At 38.0% G+C, this 20,148-nt stretch carries 18 protein-coding genes, 1 pseudogene and 1 other annotated feature; all 19 genes and pseudogenes read left to right on the top strand.

The features are described from left to right. The first annotated feature begins 17 nt into the window (after positions 1 to 17). The 19 genes and pseudogenes from pgeF (at position 18) to pyrE (ending at position 20,148) form a co-directional block, all read left to right on the top strand. On the top strand, positions 18 to 809 hold the full coding sequence (pgeF, locus tag F9U64_RS03305) for a peptidoglycan editing factor PgeF (protein WP_153401595.1): 792 nt from the start codon (positions 18 to 20) through the stop codon (positions 807 to 809). Positions 810 to 830: 21 nt separating this feature from the next. After that, positions 831 to 1,508, top strand: a complete 678-nt coding sequence (locus tag F9U64_RS03310) for a YggS family pyridoxal phosphate-dependent enzyme (RefSeq protein WP_153401596.1) — start codon at positions 831 to 833, stop codon at positions 1,506 to 1,508. A gap of 12 nt (positions 1,509 to 1,520) precedes the next feature. Continuing rightward, positions 1,521 to 1,940, top strand: coding sequence for a cell division protein SepF (locus F9U64_RS03315; protein WP_153401597.1), 420 nt, complete (start codon positions 1,521 to 1,523; stop codon positions 1,938 to 1,940). A gap of 4 nt (positions 1,941 to 1,944) precedes the next feature. Then, complete coding sequence (locus F9U64_RS03320) at positions 1,945 to 2,211, top strand: YggT family protein (RefSeq protein WP_153401598.1); 267 nt, start codon at positions 1,945 to 1,947, stop codon at positions 2,209 to 2,211. Between the two features lie 18 nt (positions 2,212 to 2,229). Continuing rightward, positions 2,230 to 3,003 carry a YlmH family RNA-binding protein gene (locus tag F9U64_RS03325; RefSeq protein WP_153401599.1) on the top strand — a complete coding sequence of 258 codons (774 nt, stop codon included), beginning with the start codon at positions 2,230 to 2,232 and terminating at the stop codon, positions 3,001 to 3,003. An 83-nt stretch (positions 3,004 to 3,086) separates the two neighbouring features. Then, on the top strand, positions 3,087 to 3,596 hold the full coding sequence (locus F9U64_RS03330; RefSeq protein ID WP_153401600.1) for a DivIVA domain-containing protein: 510 nt from the start codon (positions 3,087 to 3,089) through the stop codon (positions 3,594 to 3,596). A gap of 102 nt (positions 3,597 to 3,698) precedes the next feature. Further along, positions 3,699 to 3,920 (top strand) — a binding site (T-box leader). Positions 3,921 to 3,984: 64 nt separating this feature from the next. Continuing rightward, positions 3,985 to 6,747 (top strand): isoleucine--tRNA ligase, encoded by a 2,763-nt coding sequence (ileS, locus tag F9U64_RS03335; protein ID WP_153401601.1) that lies wholly within the window; start codon positions 3,985 to 3,987, stop codon positions 6,745 to 6,747. Between the two features lie 330 nt (positions 6,748 to 7,077). After that, the gene (lspA, locus tag F9U64_RS03340; protein WP_153401602.1) at positions 7,078 to 7,551 is read left to right on the top strand and encodes a signal peptidase II; all 474 of its coding nucleotides are present in this window, start codon (positions 7,078 to 7,080) and stop codon (positions 7,549 to 7,551) included. After that, positions 7,548 to 8,462, top strand: coding sequence for an RluA family pseudouridine synthase (locus tag F9U64_RS03345; RefSeq protein ID WP_153401603.1), 915 nt, complete (start codon positions 7,548 to 7,550; stop codon positions 8,460 to 8,462). Before lspA ends, F9U64_RS03345 begins: the two co-directional genes overlap by 4 nt. A gap of 169 nt (positions 8,463 to 8,631) precedes the next feature. Beyond that, positions 8,632 to 9,177: a bifunctional pyr operon transcriptional regulator/uracil phosphoribosyltransferase PyrR gene (gene pyrR, locus F9U64_RS03350; protein WP_153401604.1), complete on the top strand. Its 546-nt coding sequence runs from the start codon at positions 8,632 to 8,634 to the stop codon at positions 9,175 to 9,177. A gap of 175 nt (positions 9,178 to 9,352) precedes the next feature. After that, entirely contained in the window at positions 9,353 to 10,735 is a 1,383-nt protein-coding gene (locus F9U64_RS03355; RefSeq protein ID WP_153401605.1) for a solute carrier family 23 protein, read from the top strand. A gap of 44 nt (positions 10,736 to 10,779) precedes the next feature. Continuing rightward, complete coding sequence (locus F9U64_RS03360) at positions 10,780 to 11,709, top strand: aspartate carbamoyltransferase catalytic subunit (RefSeq protein WP_153401606.1); 930 nt, start codon at positions 10,780 to 10,782, stop codon at positions 11,707 to 11,709. Beyond that, entirely contained in the window at positions 11,669 to 12,949 is a 1,281-nt protein-coding gene (locus F9U64_RS03365; RefSeq protein WP_153401607.1) for a dihydroorotase, read from the top strand. Before F9U64_RS03360 ends, F9U64_RS03365 begins: the two co-directional genes overlap by 41 nt. Continuing rightward, positions 12,946 to 14,043, top strand: coding sequence for a carbamoyl phosphate synthase small subunit (locus F9U64_RS03370; RefSeq protein ID WP_153401608.1), 1,098 nt, complete (start codon positions 12,946 to 12,948; stop codon positions 14,041 to 14,043). Before F9U64_RS03365 ends, F9U64_RS03370 begins: the two co-directional genes overlap by 4 nt. After that, a pseudogene (gene carB, locus F9U64_RS03375) lies at positions 14,043 to 17,199 on the top strand (carbamoyl-phosphate synthase large subunit). Before F9U64_RS03370 ends, carB begins: the two are co-directional and overlap by 1 nt. Continuing rightward, positions 17,196 to 17,957 (top strand): dihydroorotate dehydrogenase electron transfer subunit, encoded by a 762-nt coding sequence (locus F9U64_RS03380; RefSeq protein WP_153401609.1) that lies wholly within the window; start codon positions 17,196 to 17,198, stop codon positions 17,955 to 17,957. The pseudogene carB and the gene F9U64_RS03380 overlap by 4 nt, the downstream one beginning before the upstream one ends. Next, positions 17,954 to 18,871 carry a dihydroorotate dehydrogenase gene (locus tag F9U64_RS03385; protein WP_153401610.1) on the top strand — a complete coding sequence of 306 codons (918 nt, stop codon included), beginning with the start codon at positions 17,954 to 17,956 and terminating at the stop codon, positions 18,869 to 18,871. The genes F9U64_RS03380 and F9U64_RS03385 overlap by 4 nt, the downstream gene beginning before the upstream one ends. Further along, positions 18,864 to 19,568 (top strand): orotidine-5'-phosphate decarboxylase, encoded by a 705-nt coding sequence (pyrF, locus tag F9U64_RS03390; RefSeq protein WP_153401611.1) that lies wholly within the window; start codon positions 18,864 to 18,866, stop codon positions 19,566 to 19,568. Before F9U64_RS03385 ends, pyrF begins: the two co-directional genes overlap by 8 nt. Continuing rightward, a complete protein-coding gene (pyrE, locus tag F9U64_RS03395; protein WP_153401612.1) occupies positions 19,561 to 20,148 on the top strand; it encodes an orotate phosphoribosyltransferase in 588 nt (195 codons plus the stop codon). Before pyrF ends, pyrE begins: the two co-directional genes overlap by 8 nt.

The raw sequence follows: 20,148 nt of genomic DNA on the forward strand, positions 1-20,148 counted from the left end.
AGGAGAGGTGTTATCAAATGGAACCATTTTCTTATGATACCACTAAGCAAATTCTGTTCCTTGATCAATGGATGAAGAATCATCAGATTGTTGCTGGTTTTACTACGAAATTTGACGGAGATAGTAAAGGTGATTACGACAGCAACAATTTAGGTTTGCATGTTGGTGATAATGCCAGTGATGTGATTCAAAACAGGGAAAGGTTAGCAAATAAGATTGATTTTCCTTTAAAGAATTGGGTCTTTGCAGAACAAACACACGGCCCAAATATTAAGCATGTCTCAATGCGAGACAGCGGAAAAGGAAGCAGAAGTCTATCTGACTCTATCAGTGATACGGACGGATTATGGACAAAAGACAAAGGCATAATGCTCGCGTTACTTTTTGCTGACTGTGTTCCTTTATATTTTCTGTCAGATAGTGGTTCTGTCGCAATCTCCCATGCCGGCTGGAGAGGGACTGTCCATAATATTGCTGGAAAAACTGTTAACCATTTTATACAATCAGGAATTGCAGCAGAACAACTTGAGGTAGCAATAGGCCCATCTATATGTCCTGGCTGTTACCAGGTGAGTAAGGAAGTTATTGAACAAATCCCGCAAAGATACAATCAAGTATATCGCAGGGAACAAGCACATTACTATCTGGATCTTAAACAATTAAATTATCTGCAGTTAGTAGATGCAGGAATTACACCAGCTAATATCTATCTAACGAATTATTGCACTTTTCATGATGAACTTTTTTTCTCACATAGAAGAGACCAGCAAAAAACAGGGAGAATGCTTGGATTTATTGGATCAGTGTAAATGGAAGGAGTAATTCTGGGAATGAAAGTAGCAGAAAACTTAGCAGCAATACAAGCAAATATTCAAAAAGCATGTGAAAATGCAAACAGAAATGAACAAGATATCACTCTAATTGGCGTAACAAAATATGTTACAATAGAGAGAGCGAATGAAGCAGTCCATGCTGGTGTCACTCATCTAGGCGAAAACCGGATAGAGGGATTATTAGCAAAAAAAGCTGAGATTAACAATGCTGTTTGGCATTTTATCGGCTCTCTGCAATCGAGAAAAGTGAAAGAAATGATTGATGAAGTTGATTTCATCCATTCTCTGGATCGAATGTCCCTTGCAAAAGAAATTAATAAACGAGCAAATAAAGTTATTGATTGCTTCCTGCAAGTAAATGTGAGTGGGGAAGAATCAAAACATGGTATTTCACCAGATAATGTCCCAACTTTTGTAACAGAGTTAGCCCAATTTGAAAATATCCGAGTAGCTGGTTTAATGACAATGGCACCATATATAGAAGATGAAGGAAAACTAAGAGATATTTTTGGCAGATTAAGAAATCTTCGAGATGAAATAGAAGCTAAGGGTTGGGAACATGCTCCGTGTCATTACCTTTCAATGGGAATGAGCAATGATTACATGCTGGCAATTGAAGAGGGTGCTACACATATCCGAATTGGATCAGACCTTGTAGGACCATACGAGGAATAGGGGTGAGTTAAAATGAGCATGAAAGGGAAGTTTAAAAATTTATTTGGATTAGAAGATGAATACGAAATTATTCATGAAGAAATTCAGGAACAGAATGAGCCGAAAGAGCCTGAAGAGAAAAATAATGTTGTTAGTTTAAAATCAGTTCAATCAAGCTCCAAAGTAGTGCTTTGTGAACCTCGTTCGTATAATGAAGTGCAGGAAATAGCTGACCATGTTGTGAATCGGCGTTCAGTCGTCATGAACCTACAACGGGTGGATGCACAACAAGCACGGCAGATTATTGACTTTATGAGCGGAACTGTTTATGCAATGTCAGGGCATATTAGAAAGTTAGGTGCGCAAACTTTTCTTTGTACACCTGACCATGTGGAAATCAGTGGGAATATAACGGAAGTAATGGAAGATTACGATCCAGGCCAAAGGTGGTAAAAAAATGTATACATTGTTTCAAATTTTAAGCTTGGCATTAGAATTCTATTCATATGCCATTATTATCTATATTTTAATGTCATGGTTTCCAGGAGCGAGAGAGTCCTCAATTGGCAGAATGCTTGGCTCCATAGTAGAACCATATTTAGAACCATTTCGTAAAATTATTCCACCAATTGGCGGGATGATTGATATTTCGCCTATCGTAGCAATTTTTGTATTACGATTTGCAATGATGGGACTACAATCTCTATTCAGAATGCTAATTTAATGTAAGACAGGTGAGCAAATGGATTTATATCAACATTTTAGAGAAGAAGAATATCCTTATATCGACCAGGTATTATCTTGGAGGGATGAAGTGACTGAACGTTATCACTCAAAATTAACAGATTTTCTTCATCCTCGGGAACAAAAGATTTTTCAATCTCTCATTGGAAATGAGGAGACTTTAAAATTACAGTTTTTCGGAGCATGGGAAGATGCAGAAAGAAAACGTGCACTTCTGACACCATTTTATGAAGAAATAACGGCAAAATCCTTTGAGGTAGAATTATTACAAGCCAAATATCCTGAGAAGTTTGTTACGATAAGTCATCCGGATGTTTTAGGGGCATTTCTGTCTGCAGGTATTGAGCGTAAGAAATTAGGGGATATTACAATAAACGATGGGTATATTCAAATATTAGTTGCTAAAGATATTACTACATATTTAATCTCGAATGTAACATCAATAAAAAAAGCAAATGTTCAGTTTCACTCCATCCCTTTTTCACAATTATTAGACAGCACAAACCGTTGGGTGGAAAATACGGCAACATGCTCTTCTTTGCGATTAGATGTGCTGATCAAAGAAATGTATCAGACATCAAGACAGCAAGCGGCAGATCTGATTAAAAAAGGGCTGGTAAAAGTTAACTTCCAGACAATTGAACAAGCTGCCTTTTTGTTAGAAGAAGGGGACATGCTGTCAGTGAGGGGAAAAGGCAGGTCAAGACTGAAAGAAATACAAGGTAAAACAAAAAAAGACAAAGTACGAATCACTTTCGAAAAATTATTATAATATTTAAGCAGGAATTTTCGTTGTTTTGTCTAATAATTATGATACTATAGAGTTAGATCGACAAGAACTAGGAGGTGGCCAAGGTGCCTTTAACACCACTTGATATTCACAATAAAGAATTTGCTAAAGGGTTCAGAGGTTATGATGAAGATGATGTAAACGAATTTCTCGATCAAATCATTAAAGATTATGAGTTAGTGATCCGTGAAAAAAAAGAACTAAAAGATCAAGTGAATCAGTTAAATGAAAAGTTAAGTCATTTTTCTAATATTGAGACAACGTTAAACAAATCAATCCTGGTTGCTCAAGAAACGGCAGAAGAAGTAAAAGAAAATGCCAAGAAAGAATCAAAATTGATTATTAAAGAAGCCGAGAAAAATGCAGATAGAATTATTAATGAAGCATTACATAAATCACGAAAAATTTCTTTAGAAGTAGAAGAATTAAAAAAGCAGGCAAAGGTCTTTCGTACTCGTTTGAAAATGTTAGTAGAAGCCCAATTGGATCTTATTGAAAACGATGATTGGGATGGACTGTTTCAAACAGAAATAGATGAGCTGGAAGAAAGAGAAGCAGAACCGAGTAATTATTAGTCTTGACGAAAACGAAATTATTTTTTATAATTTTATCACAACTCCAAGCGTTATAATAAGTTACGCTAACGAGGCGAGAGTCTCACTTTATTCAATTATACGATGAATTCATTGATTGGGACAGTAAATTTGTGGATAACTATAAGAGCGAGTCAGGAATGGTGAAAGCCTGACATAGTCCATTAATTGAAGATCACCCATGAGAAGCTGTTCTGAAACTAAGTAAGAATAGCCGGATCATTCACGATACGGATGTTCGAGTGGATATGGCTATTAATGCTTTTATCTATAAGGGTGGTACCGCGAGTTCTTCTCGTCCCTTTTTGGGATGTGAAGGGCTTTTTTTATTTATCTGAAAAAAACAAAAGTACAAAGGAGGAAATTTTTAATGGATTTTAAGCAAACATTAAAAATGCCGAAAACAGAATTTCCTATGCGTGGAAATCTGCCAAATAAAGAACCGAAATTGCAAGAACAATGGGATGAAGAAAAATTATATGAAAAAGTGCAAGAGAGAACAAAAGACAGACCGTTATTTGTGTTGCATGATGGACCTCCATATGCGAACGGTGATATTCATATGGGGCATGCTCTGAATAAAGTGCTCAAAGATTTTATTGTGAAATATAAATCGATGTCCGGTTTTCATGCACCATATGTTCCAGGCTGGGATACACATGGTTTGCCAATCGAATCAGCACTTGCTAAGAAAAAAGTCAATCGCAAAAAAATGTCTGTTGCTGAATTCCGCCAAAAATGTGCCGAATATGCTTTAAAGCAGGTTGATAATCAAAGAACTCAATTTAAACAATTGGGTGTACGTGGAGATTGGGAAAATCCTTATATCACATTAGATAAAGCATATGAGGCAGAACAAATCAAAGTATTCGGTGAAATGGCGAAAAAAGGTTATATCTATAAAGGCTTAAAACCAGTATACTGGTCTCCGTCTTCAGAGTCTGCTTTAGCGGAAGCAGAAATTGAGTATCAGGATAAACGTTCAGCTTCCATTTTTGTCGCTTTTGAAGTAAAAGATGGAAAAGGTTTATTAAATGGTGATGAGAAATTTATTATCTGGACAACAACACCTTGGACAATTCCGGCAAACTTAGCAATTTCGCTACACCCTGAATTAGAATATGCTGTAGTAAAAGTAGGGGCAGATAAATTTATTGTAGCTAATGATATGCTGGAACAAGTAAAAGCAACAATAGAGTGGGATGAAGCAGAAGTTGTCCAGTCATTTAAAGGAGCGGAAGCCGAGAATATTGTCGCACAGCATCCAATTTATGATCGTGAATCATTAATTGTACTAGGCGAGCATGTAACTACAGAGAGTGGTACAGGGCTTGTTCATACAGCACCTGGCCATGGGGAAGATGACTTTATTGTTGGTAAAAAGTATGGTTTGGAAGTATTATGTCCTGTTGATGAAAGAGGATATTTTACAAACGAAGCGCCAGGCTTTGAGGGATTGTTCTATGATGAAGCGAATAAGCTGGTAACAGAAAAGCTGGAAGAAAATAATGCTTTATTGAAGATGGAATTTATTACACACTCTTATCCACATGACTGGCGTACAAAGAAACCGACAATATTCCGTGCAACCAACCAGTGGTTTGCCTCAATTAAAGATTTCCGCGAAGAAATCCTAGCAGAAATTAAACGTGTCAACTGGGTTCCGGCATGGGGGGAAACAAGATTATATAATATGGTACGTGATCGTGAAGACTGGTGTATTTCCCGTCAACGGACATGGGGTGTTCCAATTCCTGTATTCTATGGAGAGGATAAAACACCAATCATAACAGATGAAACAATTGCCCATGTTGCAAACTTATTTAAAGAACATGGTTCGAATATCTGGTTTGAATGGGAAACGAAAGATTTATTACCGGAAGGATTCACATCGGAATACAGTCCAAATGGTACATTCTCGAAAGAAACAGATATTATGGATGTCTGGTTTGATTCAGGGTCTTCCCACCAGGGAGTGCTCGAAGGACGTGAAGAATTACAAAGACCTGCTGATGTCTATTTAGAAGGTTCGGATCAATATCGCGGCTGGTTTAACTCTTCTATTTCTACTGCTGTTGCGGTGACAGGTAAAGCACCATACGAGGCCGTCATTTCTCATGGTTTTGCTTTGGATGGAAAAGGACGTAAAATGAGTAAATCAGTTGGTAATGTTGTGGTGCCTTCAAAAATCATGAAACAATATGGTGCAGATATTCTTCGGCTGTGGGTAGCATCTGTTGATTATCAAGCAGATGTAAGGATCTCTGATGACATTATTAAACAAACATCAGAAGGGTACCGGAAGATTCGTAACACTTTCCGCTTCTTATTAGGGAATTTAGATGATTTCCGTTTAGAAAATAAAGTGGCAGATACAGATCTGGAAGAAATTGATCAATATATGCTGTTAAAACTGCAAAAGGTTATTGCAAAGGTACTTCAGGCTTATGATAATTATGATTTCTCAACCGTTTATCAGACAATCCATAACTTCTGCAGTATTGAATTAAGTTCGTTCTACTTGGATTTTGCCAAAGATGTTGTCTACATTGAGGCAGAAGACAATCCGAGAAGACGCAGTATTCAGACCGTTTATTATGAAATTGTGACATCGCTTGTTAAGCTGTTAACTCCAATCTTGACACATACAATGGAAGAAGTATGGGCATATATTCCAGATGTAACAGAAGAGCGAGTCCAATTATCAGATATGCCGGAAGCACGGGAGATTGCCAATGCAGCTCAGTTAGAAGAGAAGTGGGATGCATTTATGGATGTTCGCGATGATATACTCAAAGGATTAGAAGAAGCCCGTGCAGAAAAAGTAATCGGAAAATCATTAGAAGCGTCCGTGAAAATTCAGCCAAAGAACGAGCAAGTTGCCCAATTACTCAAAAATATTGATCACTTGCACCAGTTATTAATTGTCTCCCATGTAGAGTTAGCAGATAACCTGGATTCTGATAAACAATATGAATTTGTTACATTAGACATCTCAAAACATCAAGGCGAAACATGTGAACGATGCTGGGTTATTTCAAGTACAGTTGGAGAAGATAAAGAGTATCCAACATTATGTTCTCGATGTGCAGCAGTAGTGAGAGAACACTATGCAGATGTAGTGGAAGGGTAAAAGCGAAAGTTATTTTTCGGTTTACCTTCTTAAGAAATTGTAAGAGAATAATTCAAAATAAGTTTAGTCAGATGATTATCCGAACAATTTTTCTTGAAAAGTTGTTCGGATTTTTCGTATAAAAAAGGTTTCACCATGCTCTTTCAAAAATTAAAGTATTTCTTATATATAACCAATGTATACAAGAGTACAGGAGTGATGACCTTATGATTGAATATTAATTCCCAGTCTCGTTATATTTTTCTTGTCTCAAGACTTTTTAGGAAAAAACATGCTATAATGTTTACTAGTGTGAAAAGATATTAATGATTATAGAGGTTGGTGTTTGTTATGTGGTGGGTTTATGTTGTTGCAGTTGTGATCATCGGCTTGGACCAGTTGACAAAATTATGGATTGTTAGAAATATGGAATTGGGTGAACAAATTACAGTAATTGAGAATGTGTTTTACTTAACTTCTCACAGAAATACAGGTGCTGCTTGGGGAATCCTTGCAGGTGAAATGACATTCTTTTATATAATAACCGCCATTGTCATCGGATTTGTCATTTATTATATTCAGAAACATGCAAAAGATAGTAAATTGTTAGGATTGTCATTAGCATTAGTTTTAGGTGGAGCTATCGGTAATTTCATTGACAGGTTATTTCGCAAGGAAGTAGTTGATTTCTTTGATATCTATATCGGTTCATATGATTATCCGATCTTTAACATTGCAGATTCAGCCCTTGTAGTTGGAGTAATCCTGATTTTTATCGGAACAATAGTTGATGAACGTAACAAGAAAAGGAGTAAACATGCATGAGTGTAGAGCAATATATCGTACAGCAAGACGAAAAAGGTATAAGAATAGATAAGTTATTAGTGGATGTTACGGAAGAATATTCAAGGTCTCAAATTAAAACATGGTTTGATAAACAGCTAATTAACGTGAATGGCCAAAGGGTAAAGCAAAATTATAAATGCCAGCCAGATGATCTGATTGAATGGGAGATTCCAGAGGTGGAGCCATTAGAAGTGGAAGCTAAAAATATTCCCATTAATATCGTTTATGAAGATCAAGATATATTAGTTGTTAATAAAGAAAGTGGAATGGTTGTTCATCCGTCGGCAGGTCATCAGGATGATACACTTGTAAATGCACTTTTATATCACTGTGATGATTTATCTGGCATTAATGGTGTAGCAAGACCGGGAATCGTTCACCGGATAGATAAAGATACAAGTGGTTTACTGGTTGTAGCCAAAAATGATAAAGCACATGAACAGCTTGCGGAACAAATGAAAGAAAAACATATCAAACGTGAATATAAAGCATTGGTGCATGGGGATATTCCTCATGAATATGGAACCATTGATGCCCCAATTGGCCGAAGTGAGAAAAACCGCCAATTAATGGATGTTGTGGAAAATGGAAAGCAAGCTATCACTCATTTTGAAGTGTTAGAACGGCTTCATAGTAAATATACGTTAATTAAATGTATATTAGATACTGGTCGTACACATCAAATTCGGGTACATATGAAGTATATTGGTTTCCCGATCGTAGGGGATCCAAAATATGGACAAAGAAAATCGATCGATGTTGATGGACAAGCGTTACATGCCTATCGTCTGACATTCAATCATCCCATAACAAATGAGGAGATGAGCTTTGAAGCAGGCTTACCGACAAAATTCGAGGAAGTCCTAGAAAATATTCGAAAAAGCTATTGACTATAAAGATTTTTTTTGGGATAATAATTGTAATATCATAAAACCTTTTAATACAGTCCCGTGAGGCTGAAAAAGGATGAAGATACATGTGGTCGGTATACGTGTATCCAGAACCCTTTATTCCCTCTCGGAGAATAAAGGGTTTTTCATTTTAAAAGGGGAAATTATGATGAATAAAAAAGCAAATGTTCTTGATACGAATGCGATGAAACGAGCATTAACCAGAATTGCCCATGAAATATTAGAACGTAATAAAGGCGTAGACGGATTGATGTTGGTTGGAATCAAAACAAGAGGGGTACCAATTGCATACAGACTCAGGGACCGTATTAAAGAAATTGAAGGTGTCGAAGTTCCTACAGGTGAATTAGACATTACATTATATCGTGATGATTTAACACATGTAGATGAAGCTCAGGAACCACAATTGAACGACGCGAAGTTACGGGAACAAGTATCTGGTAAAAATGTTGTCCTTGTAGATGATGTTTTGTACACTGGCAGAACTGTCCGTGCAGCTATGGATGCAATCATGGATCATGGCAGACCTTCACAGATACAGCTTGCTGTATTAGTGGACCGCGGTCATAGAGAATTACCTATTCGCGCTGATTTTATCGGGAAGAACATTCCTACATCTCAAAATGAAATTATTACTGTTGAACTTCAGGAAATTGATCAAAAAGACAGTGTTAGCATTTTTGAAAAAGAATAAAGACCTTTAAGTGAGTACAGAGAGACTTGCAAGGTCGCATTGATACGTGCTGCTTTGGCGACACGTGTACCTCTTTGCGATTTTGCAAAGAGGTTTTTTTTATACAGTAGGAAATTCGCTAAAAGATGAGAGAATGCGAGTTTTTCTAACAGAAATAAAAAGGGGACTGGAAAGTATGACAAATAAAAATATGGTATTAGATGTAAGAGATGTACCAAAAGCTTCAAAATGGTTAGTTTTTAGCATTCAGCATTTATTTGCAATGTTCGGCTCAACAATTTTAGTACCATTTCTGACAGATTTGTCACAAGCTGTTGCGTTAATATCCAGTGGGCTTGGGACGCTTGCCTATATATTAATAACAAAAGGACGTATTCCTGCCTATTTAGGATCAAGTTTTGCTTTTATTACACCAATAACAAGTGCAATGGCAATAAGCGGAACTGGCGGTGTAATGATTGGGAGCTTTTTAGCGGGGATCGTTTACGGTATATTATCGGTTTTAATTAAAGCTTTTGGAACACAGTGGTTAATGAAAATTCTGCCTCCGATTGTTGTAGGACCAGTAATCATTGTTATCGGATTAGGTTTAGCACCAACAGCAATAGATATGGCAATGAATGTAGACGGGGAGTATAGTGGTACTCACTTTAGTGCAGCAATTGTAACCTTACTGATTACAGTAGTTGGAACATTAATGTTTCGCGGATTTTTCGGACTCATTCCCATTTTAATCGGAATCATTGGTGGTTATCTATACAGTATGATTATTAGTGCAATAACAGGTGTACATGTTCTTCAGACAAGTGGAGTATCAGCAGCATGGCAGAAGATTGCAGATAGTCAATCATTTTCCGAGGCGATGAGTGCAATCTTTGTGATGCCAGAGTTTGTCATCCCATTTGTTCATTACAATCCTGCAGAGATATTTAACTTAAGTATTGTGCTTATTATGGTTCCTGTTGCGATTGTAACAGTTGCAGAGCACATTGGAGATCAAATGGTATTATCAAAAGTTGCTGGAAGAAACTTTTTGGAAAAACCCGGATTACACAGATCAATCATGGGTGACGGTGTCGCAACAATGATTGCTTCCCTTCTGGGAGGGCCGCCAAATACAACTTATGGAGAGAATATTGGCGTTCTTGCGATTACTCGAGTGTTTAGTGTGTTTGTCATAGGCGGAGCAGCAGTTTTAGCAATCTTTTTCGGATTTATCGGTATCATAACGGAAATCATTGCATCCATCCCGACAGCAGTAATGGGCGGTATTTCAATTTTACTTTTTGGTATCATTGCATCAAGCGGGCTGCGAATGTTAATCGATAATCAAATTGATTTAGGAAACAAACGAAATCTTATCATTTCATCCGTTATTTTAGTCATCGGAATAGGTGGAGCGTATGTGGAGATACCTATACCGGATGATCAAATATTAAATATTTCCGGTATGGCTTTGGCAGCTATAATCGGTCTTGTATTAAACTTAGTTTTACCAGGGAAAGAGTCAGGTTTTGGAAATGGACAGATGTTTGAAGCGCCAGAGGAAGATAAGTAACATAGATCAACATCAACATCAACCCTTTTAAGGAGGCTAAACAAATGAAACATTTTGTGTCAATGCAAGATTTATCTGAACAGGAAATGTATAAATTGATAAAAAAAGCGGATCAAATCAGTCGTGGTGGTGCGAGGCCACTAAACAGGCAATACTTTGCAGCTAATTTATTCTTTGAACCAAGTACAAGAACGAAGATGAGTTTTGTTGTGGCACAAAGGCGATTAGGAATCGAAGTGCTTGACTTTATGGCTGAAGTCTCCAGTGTAACCAAAGGGGAAAGTATTTATGATACAGCAAGAACATTTGAATCAATTGGAGCGGATTTAATTGTACTGAGACACCAAGAGGAAAACATTGCACGTAAATTAGCAGATGCTATTCAAACTCCAGTGATTAATGCAGGTGATGGCACAGGCGAACATCCTACTCAATCATTGCTCGACCTCGTAACTATTTATCAGGAATTTGAACAGTTTAAAGGTCTTAAGGTTGTAATTGCCGGTGATATCAAACATAGTCGAGTGGCTAGATCTAATGCAATTGCCCTTTCTACACTGGGCTGTGAAATATATCTCACTGGAATGGAAACCTGGCAAGATTCATCCCTTCGTTTTCCATATATATCGATGGATGAAGCAGTAGAAATGGCAGATGTTCTGATGCTATTGAGAATTCAGCATGAAAGACATCAAGATCATTTAGCATTTGACCAAAACAGCTATCTTCAAACATATGGTTTAACAATAGAACGCGAGAGAAAAATGAAGAAGCATGCAGTAATCCTGCATCCTGCACCAGTAAATCGCGGTGTAGAAATTGACAGCAGCCTTGTGGAATGCGAACGTTCCAGAATATTTAAACAAATGAAAAACGGGGTTGCAGCAAGAATGGCAGTAATACAAACATTACTAAACCAAGGGGGAAATTATAATGAAGAAGATTTTAACCAACGTCATGCATTTATCGGATAATGGAGAGCTTCAAGCATGTGAGATAGTAATAAACAATGGGTTGATTGAAGCAATCGGTACATCGTTTGATCGAGATGGTGCAGAAATTATAGATGGAAAAAATCGTCTCGTCTCTCCAGGGTTTGTTGATGTTCACGTTCACTTACGAGAACCTGGCGGGGAGGCGAAAGAAACGATTGCGACAGGTACTGATGCGGCAGCGAGAGGTGGTTATACAACAGTTTGTGCGATGCCGAATACCCAGCCAACACCAGACTCTGTTGATATTTTGAAAGAGATAAATCAAAGAATAAAGGAAACAGCAAAAGTTCGAGTATTGCCATATGCCTCCATAACACAGCGACTGATTGGAGAGCAATTAACAGATATGAAGGCATTAAAAGAAGAAGGGGCATTTGCATTTACAGATGATGGTGTAGGTGTCCAATCAGCGGATATGATGTTACAAGCTATGATGCAGGCGGCAGCTGTTAACATGCCAATTGTTGCACATTGTGAAGATAATACACTGATTCATGGAGGAGTCATGCATGATGGACAAGTAAACAAACAATTAGGATTACCAGGTATCCCGTCTGTTTGTGAGTCTGTCCAGATTGCCAGAGACGTATTACTGGCAGAAGCAGCAGGATGTCATTATCATGTCTGCCATGTTAGTACAAAAGAATCTGTCAGGGTAATACGTGATGCAAAGAAGGCTGGAATCCATGTGACAGCAGAAGTAACCCCACATCATTTACTGTTGAATGATACGGCAATTACAGAAAATGATGCAAATCTTAAAATGAATCCGCCGTTGAGAGGAGTAGATGATCAGCAAGCATTGATTGAAGGATTGCTTGACGGAACAATTGATTTTATTGCAACAGATCATGCTCCACATACAGAGGAAGAAAAGAAAAATGGTATGGAAGAAGCGCCATTCGGTATTGTTGGATTTGAAACAGCATTCTCATTGTTGCACACACACTTTGTTGAAAAAGGCATTTTTACATTAAAACAGCTAATTGACTGGATGACAGTAAAACCGTCAGATGTTTTCGGATTACCATATGGCAGATTAGCGATTGGCAAAAGTGCAGATATTACCTTAATTGATCTGAAAGCAAATGAAAAGATTGATAAAAGTACTTTCCTGTCAAAAGGAAAAAATACACCATTTGATGGCTGGGATGTTACAGGCAGACCAGTCGTAACAATCTATCAAGGGGAAGTAGTATTTGAGGAGGCAGCACAATGAAGAGACTACTAATTTTAGAGGACGGCACTATTTTTAAGGGACAGGCATTCGGTTCCACTGAAGAAAACATTGGAGAGGTAGTATTTAATACAGGAATGACAGGATATCAGGAAACATTATCTGATCCTTCTTACTGTGGGCAGATCGTGACAATGACGTATCCGCTGATTGGAAACTATGGGATTAATAAGGATGACTTTGAAACAATTAATCCAGCAATCTTTGGATTTGTCGTAAAAGAATATTGCGAAACTCCTTCCAATTTTAGAAGTGACGAAAGCTTAGATTCCTTCTTAAAAGCAAACAATATTCCCGGCATTTCAGGAATTGATACACGTAAATTAACGAAAATACTTCGTAAACATGGGACAATGCGTGGCATATTAACAAAAGCGGATGAAGAGCTGTCACTGGAAGAGGGTCTGGCTAAACTGGAAGCGAGAGAACCATTGACAGATCAGGTGGCAAGAGTATCTACAATAAAGCCATATGTTGCTCCAGGCCGAGGGTATCGCATAGTTTTAGTAGACTTCGGTATGAAGCACGGCATTCTGAGGGAACTAACAAAACGTGATTGTCATGTAACAGTTGTTCCTTATAACTATGGCGCTGAGAACATTTTGCGTCTTAAGCCTGACGGAATCATGTTAACAAATGGTCCAGGTAATCCGAAAAGTGTTCCAGAATCAATTGAAATGATTAAAGAAGTAATTCCAACAGTTCCAACTTTCGGAATTTGTTTGGGACATCAGTTATTAGCACTGGCTTGTGGAGCTGATACGGAAAAATTAAAGTTCGGCCATCGGGGTTCAAACCACCCTGTCTATGATTTTGAAACAGAAAGAGCATATTTAACATCACAAAATCACGGATATGCGGTAACGGAAGAGTCAATCCAGTCAACAGAATTAGAATTAACGCAAATTGCATTAAATGATAAAACGGTGGAAGGTGTCAAACATACGAACTATCCGGCATTTTCGGTTCAATATCATCCAGAAGCATCTCCTGGACCTGATGACACGAATTATTTGTTCGATAAATTTATTGATATTATTGCAACATATAAAGCAGCATTAAATGAGGAAGCATAATGCCAAAAAGAACGGATATTCAAAAAATACTAGTAATTGGTTCAGGACCAATTGTAATTGGGCAAGCAGCTGAATTTGACTACTCAGGTACACAAGCGTGTCAATCGTTAAAAGAGGAAGGTTATACTGTTATTTTGGCTAACTCCAATCCAGCGACAATTATGACAGACCATACCATTGCAGATACAGTATACATGGAGCCACTTACAGTAGAATTTTTATCAAAAATTATTCGTAAAGAACGCCCTGATGCTATACTTCCAACACTGGGCGGTCAAACTGGGCTTAACTTAGCAGTAGCACTTGATGAGTCCGGCATTTTAGAAGAAACAAAAACAGAACTACTTGGTACAAAATTAGATGCGATTCAGCAAGCAGAAGACAGAGAAAAATTCCGTACCTTAATGAACGAAATCAATGAACCTGTGCCAGAAAGCCAAATCGTCAACACAGTAGATCAAGCGCTGGAATTTGCTGATGATATTGGATATCCACTGATTGTACGACCTGCTTATACGCTAGGTGGTACTGGCGGGGGTATGTGTTACAATGAGCAGGACTTAATGCTTAATTGAACGAAATATCGCAGGCTTCAAAGAAATTGAATATGAGGTTATGCGTGATAAAAATGATCAGGCAATTGTTGTCTGTAATATGGAGAACATTGACCCTGTCGGTATTCATACAGGCGATTCGATTGTTGTTGCTCCATCACAAACTTTAAGTGACAGGGAATACCAGATGCTGCGTTCTGCTTCATTAAAAATTATCCGTGCACTGAAAATTGAAGGTGGTTGCAATGTGCAGCTTGCCTTAGATGCAGATAGTTTCCAGTATTACATTATTGAAGTAAATCCGCGTGTTAGCCGTTCATCAGCATTAGCTTCGAAAGCAACTGGCTACCCAATTGCGAAAATTGCTGCCAAAATTGCGATCGGTATGACACTTGATGAGATTATGAACCCAATAACAGGTACAACTTATGCTATGTATGAACCAGCCCTGGATTATGTGGTAACAAAGTTTCCAAGGTTCCCATTTGATAAATTTGTACTTGGAAATCGCCAATTAGGTACCCAAATGAAAGCAACAGGGGAAGTAATGGCGATTGGACGGAACTTTGAAGAATCCATGTTAAAAGGAATTCGTTCACTAGATATAAGTGGTGAGGATTTCTATTTACCGAAATTAACAGAAAATACGATCGAAGAATTAACCGAAAGACTAGTAAAACCTGATGATGAGAGAATTTATGTGTTGGCAGAAGTAATGCGTAAAGGTATGACAGTAGAACAAATTCATGAACTAACCAAGATTGATCGCTTTTTCTTGAACAAATTAAAGAAAATAATCGATTTTGAAACAAAACTGGCTGAAAATCGCGGAGATCTAGAGATCCTAAAAGAGGCAAAATGGTTAGGATTATCAGATACCCAAATCGCCAGAGCTTGGGGTTCAGAAGTTGATACAGTTTATCAGACAAGAAAAGACAATGGATTATTACCTGTATACAAAATGGTAGATACCTGTGCAGCTGAATTTGAATCAGAAACACCATATTTCTATAGTGCTTATGAAGAAGAAAATGAGTCAGTCGTTACTGACCGTAAGAAAGTTATCGTTATTGGATCAGGACCGATACGGATCGGGCAGGGGATTGAATTTGATTATGCAACAGTTCACTCAGTTCTGGCATTAAAGGAAGCAGGCTATGAAGCTATTATAATGAACAGTAACCCGGAAACAGTCTCAACAGATTTTAGTGTCTCAGATAAATTGTACTTTGAGCCATTAACGTTAGAAGATGTTATGCATGTCGTGGAATTAGAGAAGCCTGAAGGGGTAATTGTACAGTTTGGCGGACAGACAGCAATTAATCTGGCAGAAGGTTTAGAAAGAAGAGGCGTCCAAATTCTTGGTACATCATTAGAAGCAATTGATACTGCAGAAAACCGAGATAAATTTGAACAATTATTACAAGAATTGAATATTCCGCAGCCAAAAGGAAAAAGTGTCCGCAAACTGGACCAGGCGAAAGAAGCTGCTGAATCGATTGGTTACCCTGTACTTGTCCGCCCGTCCTATGTTATCGGCGGAAGCCAGATGGAAATTGTCTATAGTGAAGAGGAATTAGAAAATTATTTAGCTAAGACGAATCATATTCAACATAAACACCCTGTATTAATTGATAAATATTTAACAGGGATTGAAGTGGAAGTTGATGCAATCAGTGATGGTGAGACAACGATCATTCCTGGTGTAATGGAGCATATTGAACGTGCTGGTGTTCACTCAGGTGATTCCATTGCTGTCTATCCGACACAGCGCCTTTCAGCAGAAATCAAACAAAAGTGTGTGGATATTACGATAAAAATTGCTGAGAAATTAGGTGTGAAAGGATTAATCAATATCCAATTTGTTGTCCACAACAATGAAGTGTATGTTTTGGAAGTGAATCCAAGAGCGAGCCGTACAATCCCATTCCTGAGTAAAATTACAGGTGTAACGATGGCAAATTTAGCTACACGCTGTATTATTGGCCAATCCTTACAGGAGATGGGTTATCAAAGGGGATTATTACCTGAACCGAAAACAGTCTCTGTAAAAGTACCGGTGTTCTCTTTTGAAAAGTTACGCAGTGTTGATACGATGCTTGGACCTGAAATGAAATCAACAGGAGAAGCAATTGGTCGCGACCGTACATTAGAGAAAGCATTGTATAAAGGTCTTACAGCTTCTGGTCTCAAAATTCCAATGGAAGGTGCTGTTCTAATTACAGTTGCCGATAAAGATAAACAGGAAGCAGGAGAAATTGCCAAACGATTCTTTGAACTGGGCTTCCACTTATATGCTACAGAAGGAACAGCAGAATATTTACAAGGTTTAGAGTTACCTGTTACAACTGTGGGCAAAATTGATGCAGAAGGTAAGAATGTTCTTTCAATCATCGAAAAAGGGGAAGTGCAGGTTGTTGTCAACTCGCTTACTTCTGGTAAAAAACCACGTTCTGACGGATTTAGAATTCGCCGTGAAGCAGTAGAACACGGAATTGCTTGTTTAACAAGCCTTGACACGGCAGAAGCCATTGTCAATGTAATTGATTCGACTACATTTACAGCAAGACCAGCAGTATCAGGGAAGGCAGTTGTGCTATGATTACCAAACAATCATTAGAAATCAATAGCCATATCCAGATTGCGGAGGATACTTTTGAAGTTGTATTACAATCTTCATTAAGCAAGGAATTGAAACCTGGACAATTTGTCCATATCCAGTTACCTGGACATATGCTGCGACGTCCGGTCTCTATTGCAAATGTTAATCCGGAAGCAGAAACATTTACAATGATCTTCAAGATTTTTGGTGAAGGGACTCGCAATCTTAGTAAATATCAAGCTGGAGAGTTTCTTGATGTGATCTTACCTTGTGGAACTCATTATCCAATTGAAGATTTATCACTTGAACACGCTCTGTTAGTTGGTGGAGGAATTGGAGTTCCTCCCCTTTACTACCTTGGGACCAAGTTAAAGGAAAAAGGGGTAAAAGTGACCAGTGTACTAGGATTTCAATCAGCTTCCCATGTCTTTTATGAGGAAAAATTCCAGCAGTTAGGTGAGACATTTATTGCTACTAATGACGGGACATACGGCCAAAAAGGTTTTGTTACAGATATTATTAGCAAGTTAGATAAACCAATTGATTATTACTTTTCTTGTGGGCCAACCCCAATGCTTCAAGCGGTGACAAGCCAATTAGCAGATCAGAAAGGTTATATTTCATTAGAAGAGCGGATGGGCTGCGGTGTAGGTACTTGTTATGCGTGTGTTGTTCCATTAAAAGCAGACCCTTCAAAAAATAAGAAAATTTGTAAGGATGGACCAGTTTTCCCAGCGAACGAGGTGAATCTAGCATGAGTTTAGCAGTGACTTTACCTGGATTAGCATTAAAAAATCCAGTTATGCCAGCATCAGGATGCTTTGGTTTTGGCAAAGAATACAGCCAGTTTTTCGATTTAAATGAGCTGGGGGCGATTATTGTTAAAGCTGCAACAGGTGAGGCTAGGTATGGAAATCCCACACCAAGGGTTGCAGAAACATCAAGCGGGATGCTAAATGCTATTGGTCTGCAGAATCCTGGTGTTGATAACATCATTGCAGATGAATTACCATTCCTGTCCCGATTTGATACACCAGTGATCGCAAACATAGCCGGAAGTACGGTAGAGGAATATGTAAAAGTTGCCGAAACGCTCAACAAATCAAATGATCTTTCGGCAATTGAATTGAACATATCTTGTCCTAATGTAAAAGAGGGTGGCGTCCAGTTTGGAACAGATCCCGAATTAGCAAAAGAAGTAACCTATAAAGTAAAGCAGGCAAGTAATTATCCTGTCTATGTAAAATTATCTCCAAATGTCACCAATATCACTACAATGGCAAAAGCGGTTGTTGATGCCGGTGCCGACGGCTTATCAATGATTAATACATTAACAGGTATGCAAATAAATCTAAAAAAGCGTGCACCAATTATTGCTAATAAAACAGGGGGATTGTCTGGCCCTGCGATAAAACCAGTCGCAATTCGAATGATTTATGAAGTGCGTCAAGCGTTAAGTGATATTCCTATCATAGGAATGGGAGGAATCATGACGGCAGAGGATGTACTCGAATTTTTACTTGCTGGTGCAAATGCGGTAGCTGTAGGAACAGCTAATTTTCAAAATCCTCATGCATGTCCGGAAATAATTGCAGAATTGCCTGGAATATTGTCGAAATATGGATTTGAATCTGTCGAAGAAGCGATTGGAAAGGGGCATGTTCATGGATAAACCATTTTTTTTAGCACTTGATTTTCGTACAAGTGAAGATGTTAAGCATTTTATTGAACAAAATGATTTTTACGGTGTCCCAGTAAAGGTAGGAATGGAGTTATTTTATCGAGAAGGTAAAGAGATGATTTCATGGCTGAAGGATCATCATCATCCGATTTTTCTTGATTTGAAATTACATGATATTCCTACAACAGTGGAAAAAGCAATGTATAATCTTGCTGATTTAGGTGTAGATATTGTTAATGTTCATGCAAGTGGAGGAAGTGAAATGATTCGTGCAGCGAAGAGAGGATTAGAAGCTGGCGCAAAGGATTATCTGCCTAAATTGATCGCTGTAACTATATTAACTTCAATGGATCAACAGGTATTAGAAGAAGAAATATATGTTAAACAAAAAATAAATCAAGCTGCCAATCGTTTAGCGAAACTATCTAAAAATAGTGGAGCGGATGGTGTTGTCTGTTCAGCACATGAAGCAGCAATGATTAAAGAAGTTTGTGGAAAAGACTTTCTAACAGTAACACCTGGAATAAGATTAGCTGACAGTAAAGCAGATGATCAAAAGCGAATTGCAACTCCTGCATTTGCCAAACAAAATGGTGCTGACTATTTAGTTATCGGCCGCAGTATTACTAAAGCCGACAATCCGAAACATAATTACTATCGTGTACTAGAGGAGTGGAACAATGCATAATGCAATTCAAATTCGTCCAGATCGTTCATTTGTGTGGACATCAGGTATTCAGTCACCGATTTATTGTGATAATCGTCTGACAATGTCTTATCCGGATGTGAGGAAGAAAATTGTACAACAATTTGCTGAGATAATAAAAGCAAGTGAAAAAAAACCTGACGTGATTGCGGGTTGTGCTACTGCAGGAATCCCTCATGCAGCTTGGCTTGCAGAATATTTAGGTTTACCAATGGTGTATGTACGCTCCAAACCAAAAGGACATGGGAAACAGAACCAAATTGAAGGAAAGATTGAACAAGGAGACAAAGTAATTGTCATTGAAGACTTGATTTCTACTGGCGGATCTTCCCTTGACAGTGCTTTAGTTTTACGTGAAGCAGGTGCTGAAGTATTAAGTGTTCTGGCAATTTTCAGCTATGGTCTGAAAAAAGCAGATCTGCAATTTAACGATGCAAATATTCCTTTTTCTACAATTACTAATTTTGATATTTTGGCAGAAGCCTTGGTAGAAAAGAAAGAAATAACAAGTGAAGAGAAGTTGAGCCTGTTAGAATGGCGCGATGAATTGGGTAATAAATAA

Origin of the sequence: Gracilibacillus oryzae, from assembly GCF_009498735.1 — a bacterium.
Lineage (GTDB): Bacteria > Bacillota > Bacilli > Bacillales > Amphibacillaceae > Gracilibacillus > Gracilibacillus oryzae.

Bases quoted from the DNA above. Each gene is read 5' to 3' on its own strand.
- pgeF (WP_153401595.1), top strand. From the start codon at position 18: ATGGAACCATTTTCTTATGATACCACTAAGCAAATTCTGTTCCTTGAT.
- F9U64_RS03310 (WP_153401596.1), top strand. From the start codon at position 831: ATGAAAGTAGCAGAAAACTTAGCAGCAATACAAGCAAATATTCAAAAA.
- F9U64_RS03315 (WP_153401597.1), top strand. From the start codon at position 1,521: ATGAGCATGAAAGGGAAGTTTAAAAATTTATTTGGATTAGAAGATGAA.
- F9U64_RS03320 (WP_153401598.1), top strand. From the start codon at position 1,945: ATGTATACATTGTTTCAAATTTTAAGCTTGGCATTAGAATTCTATTCA.
- F9U64_RS03325 (WP_153401599.1), top strand. From the start codon at position 2,230: ATGGATTTATATCAACATTTTAGAGAAGAAGAATATCCTTATATCGAC.
- ileS (WP_153401601.1), top strand. From the start codon at position 3,985: ATGGATTTTAAGCAAACATTAAAAATGCCGAAAACAGAATTTCCTATG.
- lspA (WP_153401602.1), top strand. From the start codon at position 7,078: ATGTGGTGGGTTTATGTTGTTGCAGTTGTGATCATCGGCTTGGACCAG.
- F9U64_RS03345 (WP_153401603.1), top strand. From the start codon at position 7,548: ATGAGTGTAGAGCAATATATCGTACAGCAAGACGAAAAAGGTATAAGA.
- pyrR (WP_153401604.1), top strand. From the start codon at position 8,632: ATGAATAAAAAAGCAAATGTTCTTGATACGAATGCGATGAAACGAGCA.
- F9U64_RS03355 (WP_153401605.1), top strand. From the start codon at position 9,353: ATGACAAATAAAAATATGGTATTAGATGTAAGAGATGTACCAAAAGCT.
- F9U64_RS03360 (WP_153401606.1), top strand. From the start codon at position 10,780: ATGAAACATTTTGTGTCAATGCAAGATTTATCTGAACAGGAAATGTAT.
- F9U64_RS03365 (WP_153401607.1), top strand. From the start codon at position 11,669: ATGAAGAAGATTTTAACCAACGTCATGCATTTATCGGATAATGGAGAG.
- F9U64_RS03370 (WP_153401608.1), top strand. From the start codon at position 12,946: ATGAAGAGACTACTAATTTTAGAGGACGGCACTATTTTTAAGGGACAG.
- F9U64_RS03380 (WP_153401609.1), top strand. From the start codon at position 17,196: ATGATTACCAAACAATCATTAGAAATCAATAGCCATATCCAGATTGCG.
- F9U64_RS03385 (WP_153401610.1), top strand. From the start codon at position 17,954: ATGAGTTTAGCAGTGACTTTACCTGGATTAGCATTAAAAAATCCAGTT.
- pyrF (WP_153401611.1), top strand. From the start codon at position 18,864: ATGGATAAACCATTTTTTTTAGCACTTGATTTTCGTACAAGTGAAGAT.
- pyrE (WP_153401612.1), top strand. From the start codon at position 19,561: ATGCATAATGCAATTCAAATTCGTCCAGATCGTTCATTTGTGTGGACA.